The sequence below is a fragment of the Prosthecobacter sp. genome (assembly GCF_044378005.1).
GTDB lineage: Bacteria > Verrucomicrobiota > Verrucomicrobiia > Verrucomicrobiales > Verrucomicrobiaceae > Prosthecobacter.
The window spans coordinates 1-16,750 of sequence record NZ_JBILYB010000024.1 but is presented as its reverse complement, the minus strand read 5'-3'; the positions used below and the strand labels follow the sequence as shown (position 1 = coordinate 16,750).

Below are 16,750 nucleotides of genomic sequence, written 5' to 3'. Positions count from 1 at the left end.
CTTTTGCATTGACGCCCGCGCCCGTGTCGGGATAGATAGCGCCCTCATCCCGCCCCTGCGGGAAAACAGTTTTTGGTGAGGTGGCTGAGTGGTCGAAAGCACATCTTTGCTAAAGATGCGTAGCCTTAACCGCTACCGAGGGTTCGAATCCCTCCCTCACCGCCACTGTTAAATAAAACCAGGGAACCGAAGGACGGCATAAAGATCCGTCCTCCTCTCCACTGAAGCCATTAACCTGCGACCGTGCTTTTAGCACGTCCTTCGCGCCAGGCGATGAAGAGGCCGTAGCAAAGCAGGGCGATCTGGCAGAGCCAGAAGGCGTAGATTTTCGGCCAAGTGCCATCGGTGAAGCCGTAGGCGTGCAGGCCGACGCCGAGCTGGTTCACTCCGAACCAGGAGAAGATGACGATGCAGCCAAGGATGAGATTGCAGCAGTGCAGGCCGATCTCGCGGATGTAGCCGCCGAGGCGGGCGTGGAGGATGACGAGGCACATGAGTACGATCATGAGTGCGCCGTTTTCCTTCGGGTCCCAGCCCCAGAAGCGGCCCCAGCTATAGTTCGCCCAGATGCCGCCAAGGACGGTGCCGACGAGGGAAAGTAGCAGTCCTGTGGCGACGAAGCCATAGGCGACCTTGGTCATGAAGCGGGCATTCTCTTGTCCTGTCTTAGTGATGCCGAAGATGCGCTGGATGAAGTAAATCATCGAGATCAGCGCAGCGACCATGCAGGCAGCGTAGCCGAGATTGATGATGGGCACATGAGTGGAGAGCCAGAAGTTCGTGATGAGCACGGCCTGGAGCTGCTGGAGATTGTCCGTGGCCTCCGCCGTATCAAACTGGATGGAGAGGAACATGCACGCACCACCGGCCACGGCGGCGATGAGCAGGCCGAGCCCGCGCTTGGTCATCCATTCAGCGATGAGACCGAAGAGTGCGCAGGCGGAGCCGATGAAGAGCATGGTCTCATACAGCGTGGTGATGGGTGGACGCTGCATAATGAGGCAGCGCACGATGACTCCGACGACAGCGAGCACGGTGGCATAGCCGAGCACGAGCCAGGCGAGCAGCTTGCAGATCTTGTCAAAGCGCGAGCCGGGGGAGATCCAGGTGAGCCCGACGAGCACGAGCCCGACGAGGAAGGCCCACTGCGCTTTGAAGAAGTAGTCCGCTTTGATCGAGTGCAGCTCCAGGCCGACCTGCTGCGCTTCACCGCGTTCTTTGGCGGTGGTTTGAATCTTCGTGAGCAGTGCTTGTGAGGCAGCTTTGAACTTCGCGGCATCGGGCAGGGACAGGAAGACATCTTCATAGGTGGCGAGCCACTGGAGCTGATCGGCGGTCGGTGCGGCGCTGCCATTCATGGCTTCGAAGATGAGTTCGCCCGGGCCGCTCCAGACTTCTTTGGTTTTGTCGGTGAGAGGGAAGATGCGGAGCTGGGACTCGGCATTGCCAGACATCATGGCACCGAGGGCGGTCTTGAAGAATTCACGGAACCACGGGATCTGCATCGGCGCTCCGCCAGTCTTCAGCGCTTCAATGACCTTCGACAGGCTTTGAGAGAGACGGATGGGCTTCGTCATTCCTGCTGGCAGTTCGGCTTCACCAAAAGGCGCGCGAATGAAGTCGAAGTGGCCCATCATCATCTCGAAGTCGAGGTAGCTGGAGGCGAGCTGCACGATCATGCGCTGCTCGGGGCTCATCTGCTTTGCAGGCAGTGCGCGATACTCGGTCATCTTCTTCATGAGCACGTCGCGGGCGGGCTCGATCTCGGCGTAGGTGTATTGGTCGCGCTTGGCTTTCGTGGGCAGGCCGAGTTCGGCGATGGCGGAGGAGTTATCAACTTTGAAAAGCGGCACCGTCTTCGCGATATCGGGCCGGAACCAGGTCATCAGCAGCCATTGGGTGCCGGTGAGTTTCACGGGCTTGTCGCCTTCTTTGACGATGGGCTTTTGCGTGGCGGGATCGATGAGCGGCTTGCCGCCGTCCATCTCGCCGTTGTCGGTGAGCCAGATGCTCTGACGTGCGCGGAAGCTCAGCAGGCGGGTGTTGGCCACCTTTTGCAGCGGCTTGATGCGGCCCGATTCCTGAACGGGGATGGCATCGTAGATTGCGGTGATCTCGGCATCGCGGAATAGATCGAGCGCGGGGAGGTCGGCGGCCTGAGATGCCGAAAGAATGAAAGCTGAGGCAAGTGCGAAAAGGGAGCGTGACATAGGTGCGGGCGGTTCAGGGCTTACAGTTTCCAATACGCGACGATGAAGCCACCGGCAGTGATGACGAGGGAGGCGGTGACGGCGATCCAGGGGTTCCACTTCATGGCGCGTGAGAGCATCATGACGAAATGAATGAGCAGGCCGATGGCGACGATGATGCAGGAGATGAGCGGCCAGTGGTCGGAGGGATTTTCCACAACCTGGAAGCCGGAACTTTTGACTTTGCTCTGGCTGCGGGAGCCATCATCGAAGGTGCTCTGGAAGATGGCATAGCCTTCACCACGCACGGGCTCGTTCATGGTGACCTCGCGCTTTTCCTCGCGGGTGCCGTGGAGCTTCGTGACCTTGCTGGCGAAGCGGCGCGCGCGTTCAGTGCCGGGGTGCTTTTCCTGCTCGGTATGGTCGAGGCGAATGGCGAAGGGCAGCTTGTAACTGCGGCGGCCGATGTTGATGAGATACTTGTCGGTGCCGACGGTGACGGTCCACGGCGCGGCGGCGTATTCCCAAAGGATGCCGCGTTGCTCAGGCCCGCCCTTTTTGTCCTTCACGACGGCGATGCAAGCCTGCGAGAGTGCTTCATCGGCGAGGAGTTGTCCGTTCTTCGGATCAATCTTCGAGAGTTCCTGGATGAAGAAGCCGTCCACGGCATCGCCACGGTCGCCGACTTTGTCGCGCTTGGGTTCGGCGTGTTGTTTCCAGTTCGTGATGGTGAGATCAAAGGGCAGGCTGTCGTGCGTGAAGGTTCGCGCTTTGCCGTGATCGCTGCTGTTCGAGAGATCGGTGAAGAGGCGCTGGTCGATGACGAGAGCCGTGCGCTTCTGGCCCTCGGGCTGCACTTTTTCGATCTCGATCACGCGCTCGTGGAAGCTCTGGAATTCATCGTGTGTTTGTCCTTCGGTGAGGTTCAGCATGCCTTCTTTGGCGAAGTGATAGGTCACTGCACCCGAGGCGATCATGAAGAGGATGGCGAAGTGGGAGATGACGATGCCGACGGTGCGCGGGGCCTTGCGGATGCGGATGATGCCGCCGCAGAACATGTTCACGAACAAGATGGCCATGAGCGAATAACCGCCGGGCAGGATGGGCGTGGGCAGGACGACGTTGCCGATGTTCCAATACACATCCAGTGCGAGCGCACGCCAGCACGCGCCGATGTCGATACGATCGACGAAGACAGACTCGAAGTAGCGTGCCTGACTGGCGACGAGACCGAACTCGGCCTGCTCAAGTGTGCCGAGAAACGTGAGCACCAGCAGAAGCGTGAGCACGACGGTCGCGAGCCCGAAGCTGGCGAGGAAGGAGAAGATGCGGGAGAGGAAAGACACGGTGGAGAAAATGGCGAATGACTAAATCCGAATGACGAAGGAATGCCGTAGCCTGAATGTTATTGCTGAGGTGCTTCCTGGCTGCGTTTGCGGAAATCCACGGAGGCACAGAAGGATTCAAAGGCGGCGGTGTTTTGCTCCACGAGAGCTTTTGGGCCGGTCATCTTGATGAAGAGGGTAAGCTCGGCGGCTTGATGGATGAGGCCGTAGAGGCGGTAGTCTTTTTTGGCATCAGCGGCATCGCCCATGCCTTTGAAATCGCCATCGACACTGACGAAATGCGCGGGACCACCGAGGAAGTTTTTGCGTGGCAGCTTTTCGATCTCTTCATCGGTCAGTGGCGCTGCACCGATCTGCCCACGCCAGCGATTGATGTTTGCCGCGAGGCCGCCTGCGGGGCCGGGCAGGGCGGAGAGATAGCACTCGCCTTCGCCATTCGGGCCGAAGGTGAAGTCAATAAGGCGCATCTGGCTCGTGGGCTTCTCGGTCCAGCCTTCGGGGGATTTCCAGACGAGGGGATGCTCACGCGGGGCATTCGGGTCTTCCGCAGGCTCGGCGTCATCGAAAAAGCGTGTGGCACTGTCGATACCGACGTTTGGCTTGCGAGCGTAGCTGGAGAGCTCACGGGATTCCGTGATGGGTTCGCGCTCGTCCAAACGATCACAGGAGACGGACAAGAGGCTGCAAGCGAGCAACGCGTTGCATGGCTGGAGGAATTTCATCGTGTGAGGGGAACGCGTGAGGGGTGGGATGATTAGCAGCAACCTTGGTGAATACCACGGAGATACGAGAGGCGGCGATGCAGAGATGTGAAATGGCGACAATCGATCGCTCTTAAAAGGAAGAGGCCGACGCATTGTCGGCCTCCAGATGATTTGTTGAGGCTTGCAGGAGCGGGTGGATTACGAGCCCTTGTGATCGGTATGGCAGGCTTTGCAGTTCGAGGCCGTTTTGAAGGCGGCGACTCCGGTGGCGTCCTTGGCCTGGATCTTCTTCACAGCACCGACGAGTGCCTGGCATTTGGCGACCCAGGCGGCTTTGTCACCTTTCGGTGGGGTGGCGGCGCAGATGTCCTGGCAGATTTTCAGCATGGTAGCCAGGTCGGCATCGCTGGCGGTTCCAGCGGCGACTTTTTTGCAAAGAGCGTCGTCGGGTTTGAAGTGGGTTTTCATAGCCGTCTTGATGACGTCACTGCCTTTGGCTGCAGGAGCGGCTTTGGGATCGGCTTTCTTTGCAGCGTCTGGCTTGGCGGGAGCTGGTGGAGGAGCCGGAGGCGCTGGCGGTGGAGCGGTGAGGGCGGCGATTTCGGCTTCACTTAGGCCAACGTTCACTTTCAATCCGGGGATCTGACCTTCGAGGGCAGTGGCTCCAGCTTTCGTAACGCCAGTCTGCCAAGCGAAGAGCTTCTTCAGGCCTTTGGCAGAGCTGAGTTTGCTGATGCCAGCATCGGTTGTTTTGGTGCCGTAGAGGTTGAGGTATTCGAGCTTGGCCAACGCGCCGAGTTTGGCGATGCCTGCGTCGGTGACCTTGGTGTTTTCGAGGTGGAGGCGCTCGAGGTTCGCGAGCTTTGCAAGGGTGGCGACGCCTGCATCGGTGACCTGGCTGCGGGCGAGATCGACCCAGACGACGTGAGCGGCGATGGGCTCGATCAGGGCGAGTTCTTTGTCACCGAACTTGTCGGCGGCATTGATGACGCTCAGGCGGAGCTGCTCGGTGTCTTGAGCGAGCGGCATGAGACTGGCATTGAGAGCCTGCATCTTCGCCGAGATTTCGGCGACCTGCTTCTTCTCGGCATCGGTCAGTGGTGCTGGTTTGGGCTTCTCGACCTTGGCGACGGCGGCGCTGGCTTTCGGCAAACCTTTGGCAAGGAGGGCAGCGAGGGCGCCTTCGACTTCGGGTGTGGGCTTGGCAGCAGCGACAGTGTCTTTTTCGGAGGCGCCGGTATCGATCCACCATTTCAGGAGGGCCACTTCTTCCTTCGTGAGCTGCGGTTCATCGCTCGGCGGCATGTGCTCATCGTCGTCGGTGGGCAGATTGGCTCGGGTGAGCATGAGACTGTCCTTCGAGTTCTTTGGAATGACGGTGTTGTTGCCATCGCCGCCGCCTTTCATGATGACGGCAAAGGTGTGGAGCTGGAGCTTGCCCTTCTTCTTTTCCTCACCGTGGCAGGCGACGCACTTAGCCTGCATGATCGGGGCGATGATGTCCTGATACACGATGGCCTTCGCAGCGATGGCGGGGTCGAGTTTGCCACCGGCGGCTGGCGCTGCGGCAACTGGTGCAGCGGCTGGCTTGGCAGCAGCATCTGCGGGTTTGGCAGGTGCTGCGGCAGCAGGTGCAGCAGCGACGACGGCCACGGGCTTGGCATCATCTTCGGCGGTCCATCCGTTGTTGATGTGAGTCTTCGGAAGCTTGGCTTTCAAAGCGGCCACGCCTGCCTTGGTCACGCCACTCTGCCAAAGGTAGAGCGACTTCAGTTTGGCGAGGCCAGCGATCTTGGTGAGTCCGGCGTCGGTGACTTTGGTGTTGTAGAGATTCAGGTATTCGAGGGCGGCGAGGCCTTTCAGGTGGTCGAGTCCGGCGTCGCTAACGGCGGTACCTTCGAGGTGCAGTTCGGTGAGGTTTTTCATCGCGGCCACAGCGGCCAATCCAGCATCCGTAACCTTCGTGCGGGCCAGATCGAGCGAGACAACCTTGTCTGCGATGGGTGCCAGCGGGGCGAGCCCGGCATCGTTGAACTCTTTGGCGACATTCAGCGCGGTGAAGCGGTAGGTCTTGCCATCGGCAGCGATGGGCATGAGCGAGGCACCGGTGGCGTTGACCTTGTCGAGAGCGGCCTTGAGGGCGGGATCAGCAGCAGGCTGGTCGGCAGCGTGCAGACTCAGGGCGAGGAGGGCCGGAAGCAGCAGAGTTTTCTTCATGGGTGGTTTGGGGGCGTTTTAACTGAAATGGAAAGCGGCCAAGGTAACGCATCGAACACGTCATCCCTTGCCAAGGCACGGCAGGATCAAAGTTTGACAGCTTCTTTTGCCTCAGGCGGAAATTGCGCCTCGGACACCTTCTGCGTGGCACTGGCACCGGACTGAATCCAGTAACGAATGGCGGCAGTTTCGGCAGGCGTGAGCTGGTCTTTGCCATCGGGCGGCATGTGCTCATCGTCATCGGCGGGGAGGTCGATCCGCTGCATGGTCAGGCTGTCGGCGGGCTTGCCGGCCACGATGTTGTCGCCGTTTTCTCCGCCCTTCATGGTGAGTTCGAAGGTGTCGAGCCGCAGCTCGCCCTTCTGCTTTTCCTCACCGTGGCACTTGTTGCACTTGGCTTCGAAAATGGGGAGGATCACATGCTGGAAGACGAGCTTGTCATTGCCTGCCGAGGTAGCTGGAGTCGGGGGAGTAACAGGCGTCGGGCTCGGAGTTGGAGCGACGGCGACCGGTGCCGGCGTGGGCTGAACAGGTGCGGGTGTTGGCGTTGGCGCTTCAGGCGCTGGAGCTGGAACCTCAGCCTTCGGCTTCTCGACAAAGCTGAGCATCCACTTTTCCATGGCGATCATCTGGGACTTCATCGGCTCCGGTGCGTGCTCGGTGAGGAACTTACTTCCATGGCTCATGTTTCCGCCGAAGTGGGCACCGAGCCCCATAAGACCGAAGCTGCCAAAGAAGACGGCGCGGTAGGCGTGCATGAGTTCACGATTGTCATGCCCCATTGCATAGATGCGGATCACGAGCGCCAGCAGCACGCCAGCGGTGCCCAGGAGCGCCAAGGTCTGATGCAGGGTGAAGTTCCCGCCCTGATACCCGCCCTCACGGGAAAGCATGATACCCGCCAGCACCGCCATCACCGAGCCCGCCGAGCCGACCAGAAGGGTGAGCAAAGCCCCGGCACCGAAGCTTTCCTCCCCCCGACGGGTGAAGCAGATGAGTTCCATCAGGCAGAGCAACCCAAGGGCACCGACCGGCAGATGCAGTAGGATCGGGTGGAAGCGCCCGACGAAGAGCACACTGCTCGAAGCATCCGATTTGGGGGCCTCATAGAGCGGCGGGAAAATCAGCAGACCTATCACAAACCCAACGATGAGCAGGAGAGTGAGCACCCAGATGAGAGTGTAGGATTTGGGCGCGTCGTATTGGGGGGATGAAGCGGACATGTAGGGAACAGGGTTGTGAATCGCCAGAGTTACCAACGCATGTTGGAAAGGCAATCCATCAAAGGAAACCATGTCGGATCATGCGAATCAGATGTCCATTCTTGTGACCAAAGAACACAGCAGACCTTACAGGCAAAAACAGGAAAGGCGTGCTTCGTGCTAAACGTATGCCATTTACCCCCCTATGAACCCCTTTCACGAGACCGCCTCTGCCTCGCACCAGTTGAGCCGCCGCCAAGTGCTGCGCGGACTCGGCACGGTGATGAGCCTGCCCTTTCTGGAATCCTTCGGCAGCCGTGCCTTTGCCGCAGCGGCTCCTGTGAAAAAGGCCCCGCTCCGCGCGGCTTGGCTGTATGTGCCGAATGGCGTGAACGTGAACGAGTGGTTCCCCACTGGCGAAGGCGCGAGCTATGAACTCAGCACCTCTTTGAAAGAACTGGAGAAGCACCGCAATGAATTCATGGTCGTCTCCGGCCTCGCCCAGGACTTCGCCCGCTCCCATGGCAATGGCGGCGGCGACCACGCCCGCGCCACCGCCACCTTCCTCACCGGTTGCATGCCAAAGAAGACCGCCGGGGCAGACATTCAGCTCGGCGTCTCCGTGGACCAGATCGCCGCTCAAAAGATCGGCCATCTCACCCGCCTGCCATCCCTGGAACTCAGCACCGACGGCCAACGCAGCGCGGGCCGATGCGACAGCGGCTACTCGTGCGCCTACCAGTTCAATCTCGCCTGGAAGAACGAGACCATGCCCATGGCTCCCGAGATGGACCCCCGACTCGTCTTCGAGCGCCTCTTTGGCTTCGGTGCCTCCGGTGCCCGTGGGGCCGATGGTGCCCGCCGTCAGCGCCTGCAAAAAAGCATCCTCGATACCGTCCTCTCGGAGGCCAAAACCCTCCAGGGCAAGGTCAGCGGCAATGACAAACGCAAGATCGACGAATATTTCGAGTCCGTGCGCGACATCGAGATGCGCATCGAGCGCGCTGAGAAATTCACCGCCCAGCTTCCGAAGGACATGACCGTGCCCGAAGGCGTGCCGGACAACTACGAGCAACACATCCGCGTGATGTTTGACCTGCTCGCCCTCGCCTTCCAGACCGATAGCACCCGCCTCGCCACCTTCATGCTCGCCCACGATGGCAGCAACCGCAGCTTCCCCGACATCGGCGTTCCAGATGCGCACCACGGCATCTCCCACCACCAGAAAGACCCGACCAAACTCGCCAAGCTCGGCAAGATCGACCGCTTTTACCTCCGCCAGTTCGGTTACTTCCTCGACAAACTCAAAGGTATCCAGGAAGGCGAAGGCAACGTCCTCGACAACAGCATGATCGTCTGGGGCGGAGGCATCGGCGACCCCGACCGTCACAACCACGACAACCTGCCCATCCTCGTCGCTGGCAAAGCCGGTGGCACTTGGACCCCGGGCAAGCGCGTCGTCCTTCCCGGCGAAACCCCGATGACGAATCTCTACCTCTCCATGCTCGACCGCATGGGCGTGCGTGCCGAGAAAGTCGGAGACAGCACCGGCGTGCTCGAGGTGGGCTGATCCACCTCTCGTCTGCAATATTTTGAAGCTTTGGCGAAATGGAACTCGCCACATTAGGTCGTTTCTTGTAATTTCTAGAAATGCCCCTGAGACGTGCCTTCCTAGTCAGCCTCTTTTTCGCCGTCGTCGTGATCCTATTTTGGGCTCTCGGTGGGGCTTCGAACCCAACGAATCCATCCCCTCAGACGGCGATCTCCCAGGCTGAGAAGGTGGAAGCCGTGCCATCCGCCCCCACCGTGCCTGTTTCGGCAGGTTCCGTGGCAGCAACCGTCACGCCACTGCCCGAAAACCTACAGGCTGCGGATCGGGAGAAGGTCTTGGCAGAATTTACCTCGTGGACCGAGCGTTATCTGGCGGCCAACCCAGCCCAGCGTGATGCTTTGGAGGAAGAAGGCGTAAAACTCGCCACGGCGAGACGGCCCTGGTTTAAACAACTGATTCAGATGGACCCACGCAGTGCTTTGGAGCAGGCGGTGCCGCGTGTCGTGAGGCAGGACTTGCCTGAAAAAGTCGTGGCTCAGCTCGAAAAGCCGGTGTCGTCCAAGGGGGACTACAATGTCTATCTCGGCCGACCTGCCCCAGGCGTGCCGGTGCCGCCGGAAGGCCTGACTTTGCGCTACTTCGAAGCGGATGGCGTGAGCTACAAAGCGCATGTTTTTGGGGAACTCACGGAAGTGATGTCGAAAAAGGGGGTGCCGCTGCGTGGCATCTCCATCGACCGAGACATGGCGGTGGCTGAAAATGCCGTCCGTCGGCTGGAAACGGGCGAGCGAATCCCCAGCGGCACTTTGGTGGAGGAGACCTGCCCCGTGTCCGGCCTGACGACCGAGGCTGTCTCGGAAGGTCAAACGGTCACGGAAGTGTCTCCCACGGTGGAGATCGGCAGCCGCATCATCACGCTCTGCAATGGTGCCCATGTCAGCGTGCTGGAGGATGACTTCCGCACCTACATCCAGTCCAGCGGTCCCGGCGGTGGAGGCTTCTTCATGGATAACTTCCCCGGCACCTCATCGCGTGCCATTGGCAACCTGCGCTGCCTTTACATCCGAGTTACTTATCCTGACCAAATGGCCCAGCCAAACACGGAGGAGCAGGCTTATGCGGACATGCGCGACAACGCCCGTTTTTATCTGGAAAACTCATACGGTAAGCTCACGCAAACTACCACCGTCACTCCGGTCCTTACCCTGCCACGCACCGTGGCCTGGTATAAAGCCAAGGATGCGGAGGTGGATGGTCTTGGGCTCGTTCACAACGACTCACGCGCGGCAGCCAGATCGGCGGGTTATGACCCGAGCCAGTATGACTGCATCATCGTGCGTGTGAACCAGGGGCCACGGTTGGAAGGCATCTCCTGGGGCGGCGGCACCAGCGTGTGGATCACCTGGAATGGCATGGACGTGCTCAATCACGAGATCGGGCACTCGCTCGGACGCAATCACGCCAACTCCTGGGACTCTTTGGACGGCACACCCTACGGCTACGGACAGAATGGCGAGTATGGCAATCCCTTCGATGTCATGGGCGGCAGTGGCGGCTTCAGTGCGCACTACAACATCATCAGCAAACGCGCTCTCGCCTGGCTGCCGGACAGCTACATGCACCTCGCCAAAGGCAATGGCGTGTATCGCATCTTTGCCTACGACCAGCCGACGCTGGAGGAGGGCAAGCGCTACGGCCTGAATGTCGCCAAGGACAGCGTGCGGCAGTACAACATCGAGTATCACCCGGCTCGCGGCGGCTTCCTCGCGAACAACGCGCTCGTGATTTACAGCGGCATGGGTTCAAACGCCGGGCATCTGCTCGATACGACTCAAGGCAGCCTGAATGGCAAAGATGATGGCGGCATCGCCATCGGGCGCACTTTCTCCGATCATGAAGGCGACATGCACTTCACGGTGCTCAGTCAAAACAACACCAACCCGCCCTCACTCGACATCGCTTACAATCGCGGACCGTTTCCAGGCAATGCGGCACCGACCGCCACACTCGCGGCCAGTGCTACCACGATCGCTGTGGGTGGAAGTGTGACTTTCACGGCCACGGCGTCGGATGCTGATGGAGATGCTTTGGCCTATCACTGGCTCTTTGATGACGGCACCTCCGGCACAAACAGCGCTGAATTTACCCGCACCTTCACCGCCGCCGCCCAGGTCAATGCCATGCTCACGGTCTCCGACATGAAAGGCGGTGTGGTGAGGCGATCCATCGTGATCAATGTCGGCAGCCACGGCAGGCAAACCATCAGCGGCAGCATCACCGTGGACGGGCAGCCTTTGCAGGGCGTGTATGTTTCCGGCGGTGGCAAAGCCAGCTACACAAATGCCGATGGCAGCTACTCGCTGGCCGGTATCTCGACTGGCGCTCAAACCCTCACGGCGACACTGGCGGGATACTCGTTCACTCCCGGCTTCACCAATCCGTTCACCGTGGTGGCGGGCACCAACACGGCCAACTGGACGGCTGCTTCGGCCACCTTTGTGACCCTCGCAAAAATCGCCGATGCCAATGAAGGCGGAGCCAATGGCACCTTCAGACTCACACGCACAGGCAGCACCGATGCCAGCCTGACCGTGCTGGTTTCACCCGTCGGCGGCACGGCGGCGAAGGGCACGGACTACACCTTCACGCCGGATTTTGTCACCTCGGGCTCCTTCCGCGCCTTCACGATTCCCGCAGGGGCGAGTTCACTCGATATCAGTGTGGCTGCGGTGAACTCCAGCGGCGTGCAGGACACGACGGCAGAAGGCCCGGAGACCATCACGATGCAGCTCGCCGGTGCCACGGGCTACTTTGCCCAAACGGCCAGCGCGGTCGTCATGACCGTGGTGGACAATGACACCACGCTGCCGCAGGTCAGAGTCACGGCTCCTGATCCCTATGCGCTGGAAGCGCCAAGCGGCGATACGGGCAGTTTCCTTTTCACTCGCGTTGGCAGCACGGATGCAGACCTCAATCTGTCCATCGCATGGACCGGCGCGGCCACGAACGGCACCGACTACAGCACGCTGCCCACCACCGTGACGATCCCAGCGGGGCAAAGTTCACTCACATTGCCGGTAACGTCCATTGACGATTCTTTGATCGAAACGCCCGAGGACGTCATCGCCACGATAAACACCAACGCGGCCTACATCCGCGATACCTCGGCGACGACCGCCACCGTGACGATCACCGATGATGACACGCCCTATGTCAGCGTCAGCGTGCCTGATTCCAGCGCAGCCGAGGGTTCGGCCAATGGCGGCCTTTTCCTCCTGACCCGCACCGGAAGCACGGCTGCTGCGTTGAAGGTCTATTATGGCCTATCTGGAAGTGCGATGCACGGCACGGACTATGCCGCACTCAACGGAGAGGTCACCATCCCTGCCGGTGCCACCAGCGCTCCTGTGGTCATTTCTCCTTATGACGACGACGTCGCCGAGCCCGTCGAGTCCATGACACTCGCCATCGCCAACTTCAATAACGGCTACAATATCGGCAGTGTCTTCCAGGGCACGGTGAACATCACGGACAATGCCGACACACCGCTCATCAATGTCCGCTCTGGCAATGTTGGCACGGAAGGTGGCACAAATCCGACCTTCGTGTTCCGCTCCATCGGCAATGGCACAGGCAACATCACCGTGAACTATACCGTCAGCGGCACGGCGACATCAGGCAGCGACTACACGGCCTTGTCAGGCAGCGTCAGCGTCCCGGCGAATGGCTCCAACGATACCACCGTCACCATCCCGCTGAGCAATGACACCCTTGCCGAGGCCACCGAAACCGTCGTCGTCACCATCACACCCTCCGCCAACTACCGCGCCTACAATGACGCCAGCGCCGAGATGGTGATCCAGGACAATGACAGCGGTGCGGATCGTGTCTCGGTCTCCACTTACAATCATGCACCCGGCGAGGCCACACCGACGAGCGGCACCTTCTACTTCTCACGCACGCTCACGGCGGGCGATCTCACCGTTAATTATGCCATCTCCGGCACGGCCACCAATGGCAGCGACTACGCCACACTCAGCGGCAACGTCGTCATTCCAGACACTCAGTCGGGCGTCAATTTGGTGATGACCCCCATCAATGACACCGCCGCTGAAGGCACCGAAACCGTGACACTCACCGTGCTGCCCGGGACTGGCTATGGCGCAGATCGCCCCGCTTCGGCGACCTTTGAGATCACGGACAATGAATCCCCGGCCATCACGGTCGGCTTCCAGCAATCCTCCCTCGTCACAAGCGAGCAGCCCGGAGCCCTCGGCGAGTATCGGGACATCCCCGTCGTCTTGTCAGCCGCCTCTCCGAACACGATCACCGTGCGTTACCATTCAGCCGGAGGCAGTGCATCGGGTGACGACGTGGACTGGGCCTTTGTCGATGCCGCCAATGGCAACCGGCCGATCCTTAGCGGCATGCTCACCTTCCTACCGGGGATGACGACGCAGAACATCCGCATTCGCGTCAAAAACGACGCCGTCATGGAAAGTGGTGAGCTCGCGCTTCTGCAATTGTTCAGCCCCTTCAATGCCACTTTGACCAGCGGTCGCAGTCAAAATTCCGTCACCATCTTTGACGATGCCACCCCGGTTCTGGTCACGGAGGAGCGCTGGAATACAGGCACGGTTTACACGAACAACACCTGGAACACCGTCACGCCATCCTCCACCTCCTTCCTGACGGGCTTCACCTCACCTCAGGATGTGGCGGACAACTTTTCACGCCGCATCACCGGGCAGATCACCGCGCCGACCTCCGGCGTTTACAACTTCTGGATCGCCTCGGATGACTCATCGCGGCTCTTTTTGAGCACGACCGCAAATGCTGCCAACAAGGTTCAGATTGCCACGCTGAGCGGCTGGACAGGCTTCCAGAATTGGGATGCCAATGCCTCACAAAAGTCGGCCAATATCACCCTCGTCGCGGGTCAGTCCTACTACATGGAAGTCCAGCATCAGGAAGGTGGCGGCGGGGATCACGTCTCAGTGGCCTGGCAGGGCCCTGGCTTTGCCAGAACCCCCATCACATCTCCAGTGGCGGACACGGCACCTCGCACCGTCCGTCTGGCTACCTCAAACACGACACGTTTGGAGACCGATGGCACGGAGCCTCTTCTCCAGGTCATCCTCGACCGTCCTGCGGGCAGCACGCCCATCACGGTTGATTACTCCACCTCAGGCACCGCCACCGCAGGCAGTGACTACACGCTCACTCCCGGTACTTTGACCTTTGCTGCAGGCGAGCAGATGAAAGCCATTCCGCTCTCGCTGATCACAGACGCCGTGAATGAGCTGCCAGAAAGCATCATCGTGGCGATCTCGAACCCCGTCGGTGCCTCGCTCTCGAATCCCTCGGCTCATACCATCGCCCTGATCGACCCAGGCCTGCCGGTTGTGGATACCTTGTTCATCACCGCCGCCTCCAGTCAGGCGGCCAACACCGTGCTCACCACAGCCACGGCGACAGAGCAGCCGGGACGCACCATCACTGGTTGGTCCATCGTCAGCGGTAATGCGAGCAGCATCTTTGCCATCAATGCTAGCGGTCAGCTCAGACTGGTGCTGCCAGCCTCGTTGCCGAATCCCGGTGGCATTCAGCTCATCGTCCGCGCCACAGATGATCTCGGTGCCTCTGGCGATGGCGTGATCAATGTCATCTGCAATCCCGGTGCTCAGGCCGTGGTCGAGCAGCGCTGGAGCGGCACCACCGCCTTTTGGAATGAGTCCTGGACTGGCACGCCCAGCTTCACCGGCACACGCACCATGCTCACGAGTGCCCAGGGAGTTGGCGACAACTACTCACGCCGTCTTACTTCCTACCTAAAGCCGCAGACGACGGGTGACTACACCTTCTGGATCGCGGGCGATGATGATTGCCGCCTCTATCTGAGCACCGATGGCTATCAGGCAAACAAAGTCCTGATCGCCTCCGTGAATGGCTGGACGAACTACCAGTCCTGGGATCAGAGCAGCGCCCAGAGATCTGCCACCATCCCGCTCATTGCCGGCAAAGTGTATTGGATCGAGGCCCAGCAGCAAGAAGGTGGCGGTGGAGATCATGTCTCCGTCGCCTGGTCCGGCCCTGGCATCTCACGCGTGGCCATTCCCGCTACCGTCATGGTTTCCACGGCTCCGGGCATCAACTTCACCGCACCCGGCACCAGCCTGCCAAACACAGCGCCGACGATCAGCAATGTCGCCGACCTCGAAATCAGCGAAGACAGCGCCACAAGTGCCATTGCATTCACTGTGGGCGATGCCGAGACTTCGGCCAGCGCACTGCCCGTCGGCATCAGTTCCTCCAATCAAGCTCTCGTTCCCAATGCCGCCGTCGTACTGGCAGGCAGCGGTGCCAGTCGGACGGTCACAATCACCCCGATGAGCAATCAGTTCGGCTCGGCGACCATCACCCTCACCGTGAGTGATGGCATCCTCACGGCCTCGGACAGCTTTGTTCTAAACGTGACGAGCAGCAATGACCTCCCGTCGATCACCGCTTTGAGCGATCAAACCATCCCTCTCAACAGCTCCACCTCTTCCCAGCTTTTCAGCATGGATGATCTGGAAACGCCAATCACAGCTCTGACGATCACCAAGCAGTCCTCCAACCTTGCCCTGGTGCCCCTGAGCAGTATCAACATCAGCGGCACCGGCATCTACCGCACGGTAACGGTCACTCCAGCGACGGACAAAGTTGGCAGTGCCATCATCACCCTCGGAGCCCAGGATTCAGGCACCACAGTCACAACATCCTTTGTCGTCACCGTCACCGGCACCCCCAGCCAGACATGGTGGCAGCAGAACTTCGGCTCTGTCAGCCAGACCGGGGACTCGGCTGAAACCGCCGACACGGATCTCGATGGCATCCCCAACCTGCTCGAATACGCCCTGGGGCTATCACCCAACAGTTCGAATCCCTCCGCAGCCAACATGGCGCTCGACGTCGTGCCCCAGGCCAGCGACCGACATCTCCGATTCACCATCACCAAAAATCCTTTGGCGACAGACCTCACCTACATTGTCGAAATCACCAACGACCTAGCCAATCCAGCCGCCTGGACCTCTTCCGGCATCGTCATCGAATCCAGCAGCAGCACGACCCTCGTTGTCCGTGATAGCACCCCGATGAACATAGGTGCCCAGCGCTTCATGCGACTCCGGGTCACGCGTCCGTGACCGCCAGCCTCAGCAGCGCCAGCACACTCGGGCTGTCCTTGATCCGCCCATCCATCGCCATCGCAATCGCTTCCCTCAAAGGCAGTCGCAACACATTCAGCTTCTCCGTCTCCTCCGGGGCCGACTCACCCATCGTCAGCCCCCGTGCCACGAAGAGGTCGCAGACCTCGTTCGTCGTCGAGTTTGAGAGCTGAAGGCCCGAGAGCAGCGGCTCGATGATCGTTGCCCGGATACCGGTCTCCTCCATCAGTTCGCGGCGGGCACACTCAGCAGGGTCTTCTCCCGGCGGGCAGCCGCCTTCGGGAATCTCCCACTCGTAGCTTTCATGGCAGTAGCGCCATTGCCCGACGAGC

At 60.3% G+C, this 16,750-nt stretch carries 8 protein-coding genes and 1 tRNA gene; 3 read left to right on the top strand and 6 right to left on the bottom strand.

All coding sequences use genetic code 11. The annotated features are described in order from the left end of the window. Positions 1 to 74 precede the first annotated feature (74 nt). Positions 75 to 165: transfer RNA gene (locus AC6FTP_RS07285), tRNA-Ser, on the top strand. A gap of 65 nt (positions 166 to 230) precedes the next feature. Here AC6FTP_RS07285 and AC6FTP_RS07280 read toward each other — a convergent pair. The 5 genes from AC6FTP_RS07280 to AC6FTP_RS07260 all read right to left on the bottom strand — a co-directional run bounded on the left by AC6FTP_RS07280 (position 231) and on the right by AC6FTP_RS07260 (position 7,679). After that, positions 231 to 2,210, bottom strand: coding sequence for a cytochrome c biogenesis protein (locus AC6FTP_RS07280; protein ID WP_497206248.1), 1,980 nt, complete (start codon positions 2,208 to 2,210; stop codon positions 231 to 233). 20 nt (positions 2,211 to 2,230) lie between these two features. Next, the gene (locus tag AC6FTP_RS07275; protein WP_497206247.1) at positions 2,231 to 3,535 is read right to left on the bottom strand and encodes a cytochrome c biogenesis ResB family protein; all 1,305 of its coding nucleotides are present in this window, start codon (positions 3,533 to 3,535) and stop codon (positions 2,231 to 2,233) included. Positions 3,536 to 3,594: 59 nt separating this feature from the next. Then, on the bottom strand, positions 3,595 to 4,257 hold the full coding sequence (locus tag AC6FTP_RS07270) for a hypothetical protein (protein WP_497206246.1): 663 nt from the start codon (positions 4,255 to 4,257) through the stop codon (positions 3,595 to 3,597). 180 nt (positions 4,258 to 4,437) lie between these two features. Next, a complete protein-coding gene (locus tag AC6FTP_RS07265) occupies positions 4,438 to 6,456 on the bottom strand; it encodes a c-type cytochrome domain-containing protein (RefSeq protein ID WP_497206245.1) in 2,019 nt (672 codons plus the stop codon). Between the two features lie 86 nt (positions 6,457 to 6,542). Continuing rightward, positions 6,543 to 7,679 carry a c-type cytochrome domain-containing protein gene (locus tag AC6FTP_RS07260; RefSeq protein ID WP_497206244.1) on the bottom strand — a complete coding sequence of 379 codons (1,137 nt, stop codon included), beginning with the start codon at positions 7,677 to 7,679 and terminating at the stop codon, positions 6,543 to 6,545. A 184-nt stretch (positions 7,680 to 7,863) separates the two neighbouring features. Between AC6FTP_RS07260 and AC6FTP_RS07255 the strand changes: the two genes are divergently transcribed. Together AC6FTP_RS07255 and AC6FTP_RS07250 are read left to right on the top strand one after the other, a co-directional pair. Continuing rightward, positions 7,864 to 9,228, top strand: coding sequence for a DUF1552 domain-containing protein (locus tag AC6FTP_RS07255; protein WP_497206243.1), 1,365 nt, complete (start codon positions 7,864 to 7,866; stop codon positions 9,226 to 9,228). An 80-nt stretch (positions 9,229 to 9,308) separates the two neighbouring features. Next, positions 9,309 to 16,397, top strand: a complete 7,089-nt coding sequence (locus AC6FTP_RS07250; protein WP_497206242.1) for a beta strand repeat-containing protein — start codon at positions 9,309 to 9,311, stop codon at positions 16,395 to 16,397. On the opposite strand, the gene AC6FTP_RS07245 is transcribed toward AC6FTP_RS07250, so the two are convergent. After that, on the bottom strand, positions 16,384 to 16,750 hold a 367-nt coding region (locus tag AC6FTP_RS07245), incomplete at its 5' end, for an NUDIX domain-containing protein (protein ID WP_497206241.1). The genes AC6FTP_RS07250 and AC6FTP_RS07245 overlap by 14 nt on opposite strands.

Bases quoted from the DNA above. Each gene is read 5' to 3' on its own strand.
- AC6FTP_RS07280 (WP_497206248.1), bottom strand. From the start codon at position 2,210: ATGTCACGCTCCCTTTTCGCACTTGCCTCAGCTTTCATTCTTTCGGCA.
- AC6FTP_RS07270 (WP_497206246.1), bottom strand. From the start codon at position 4,257: ATGAAATTCCTCCAGCCATGCAACGCGTTGCTCGCTTGCAGCCTCTTG.
- AC6FTP_RS07265 (WP_497206245.1), bottom strand. From the start codon at position 6,456: ATGAAGAAAACTCTGCTGCTTCCGGCCCTCCTCGCCCTGAGTCTGCAC.
- AC6FTP_RS07260 (WP_497206244.1), bottom strand. From the start codon at position 7,679: ATGTCCGCTTCATCCCCCCAATACGACGCGCCCAAATCCTACACTCTC.
- AC6FTP_RS07255 (WP_497206243.1), top strand. From the start codon at position 7,864: ATGAACCCCTTTCACGAGACCGCCTCTGCCTCGCACCAGTTGAGCCGC.
- AC6FTP_RS07250 (WP_497206242.1), top strand. From the start codon at position 9,309: ATGCCCCTGAGACGTGCCTTCCTAGTCAGCCTCTTTTTCGCCGTCGTC.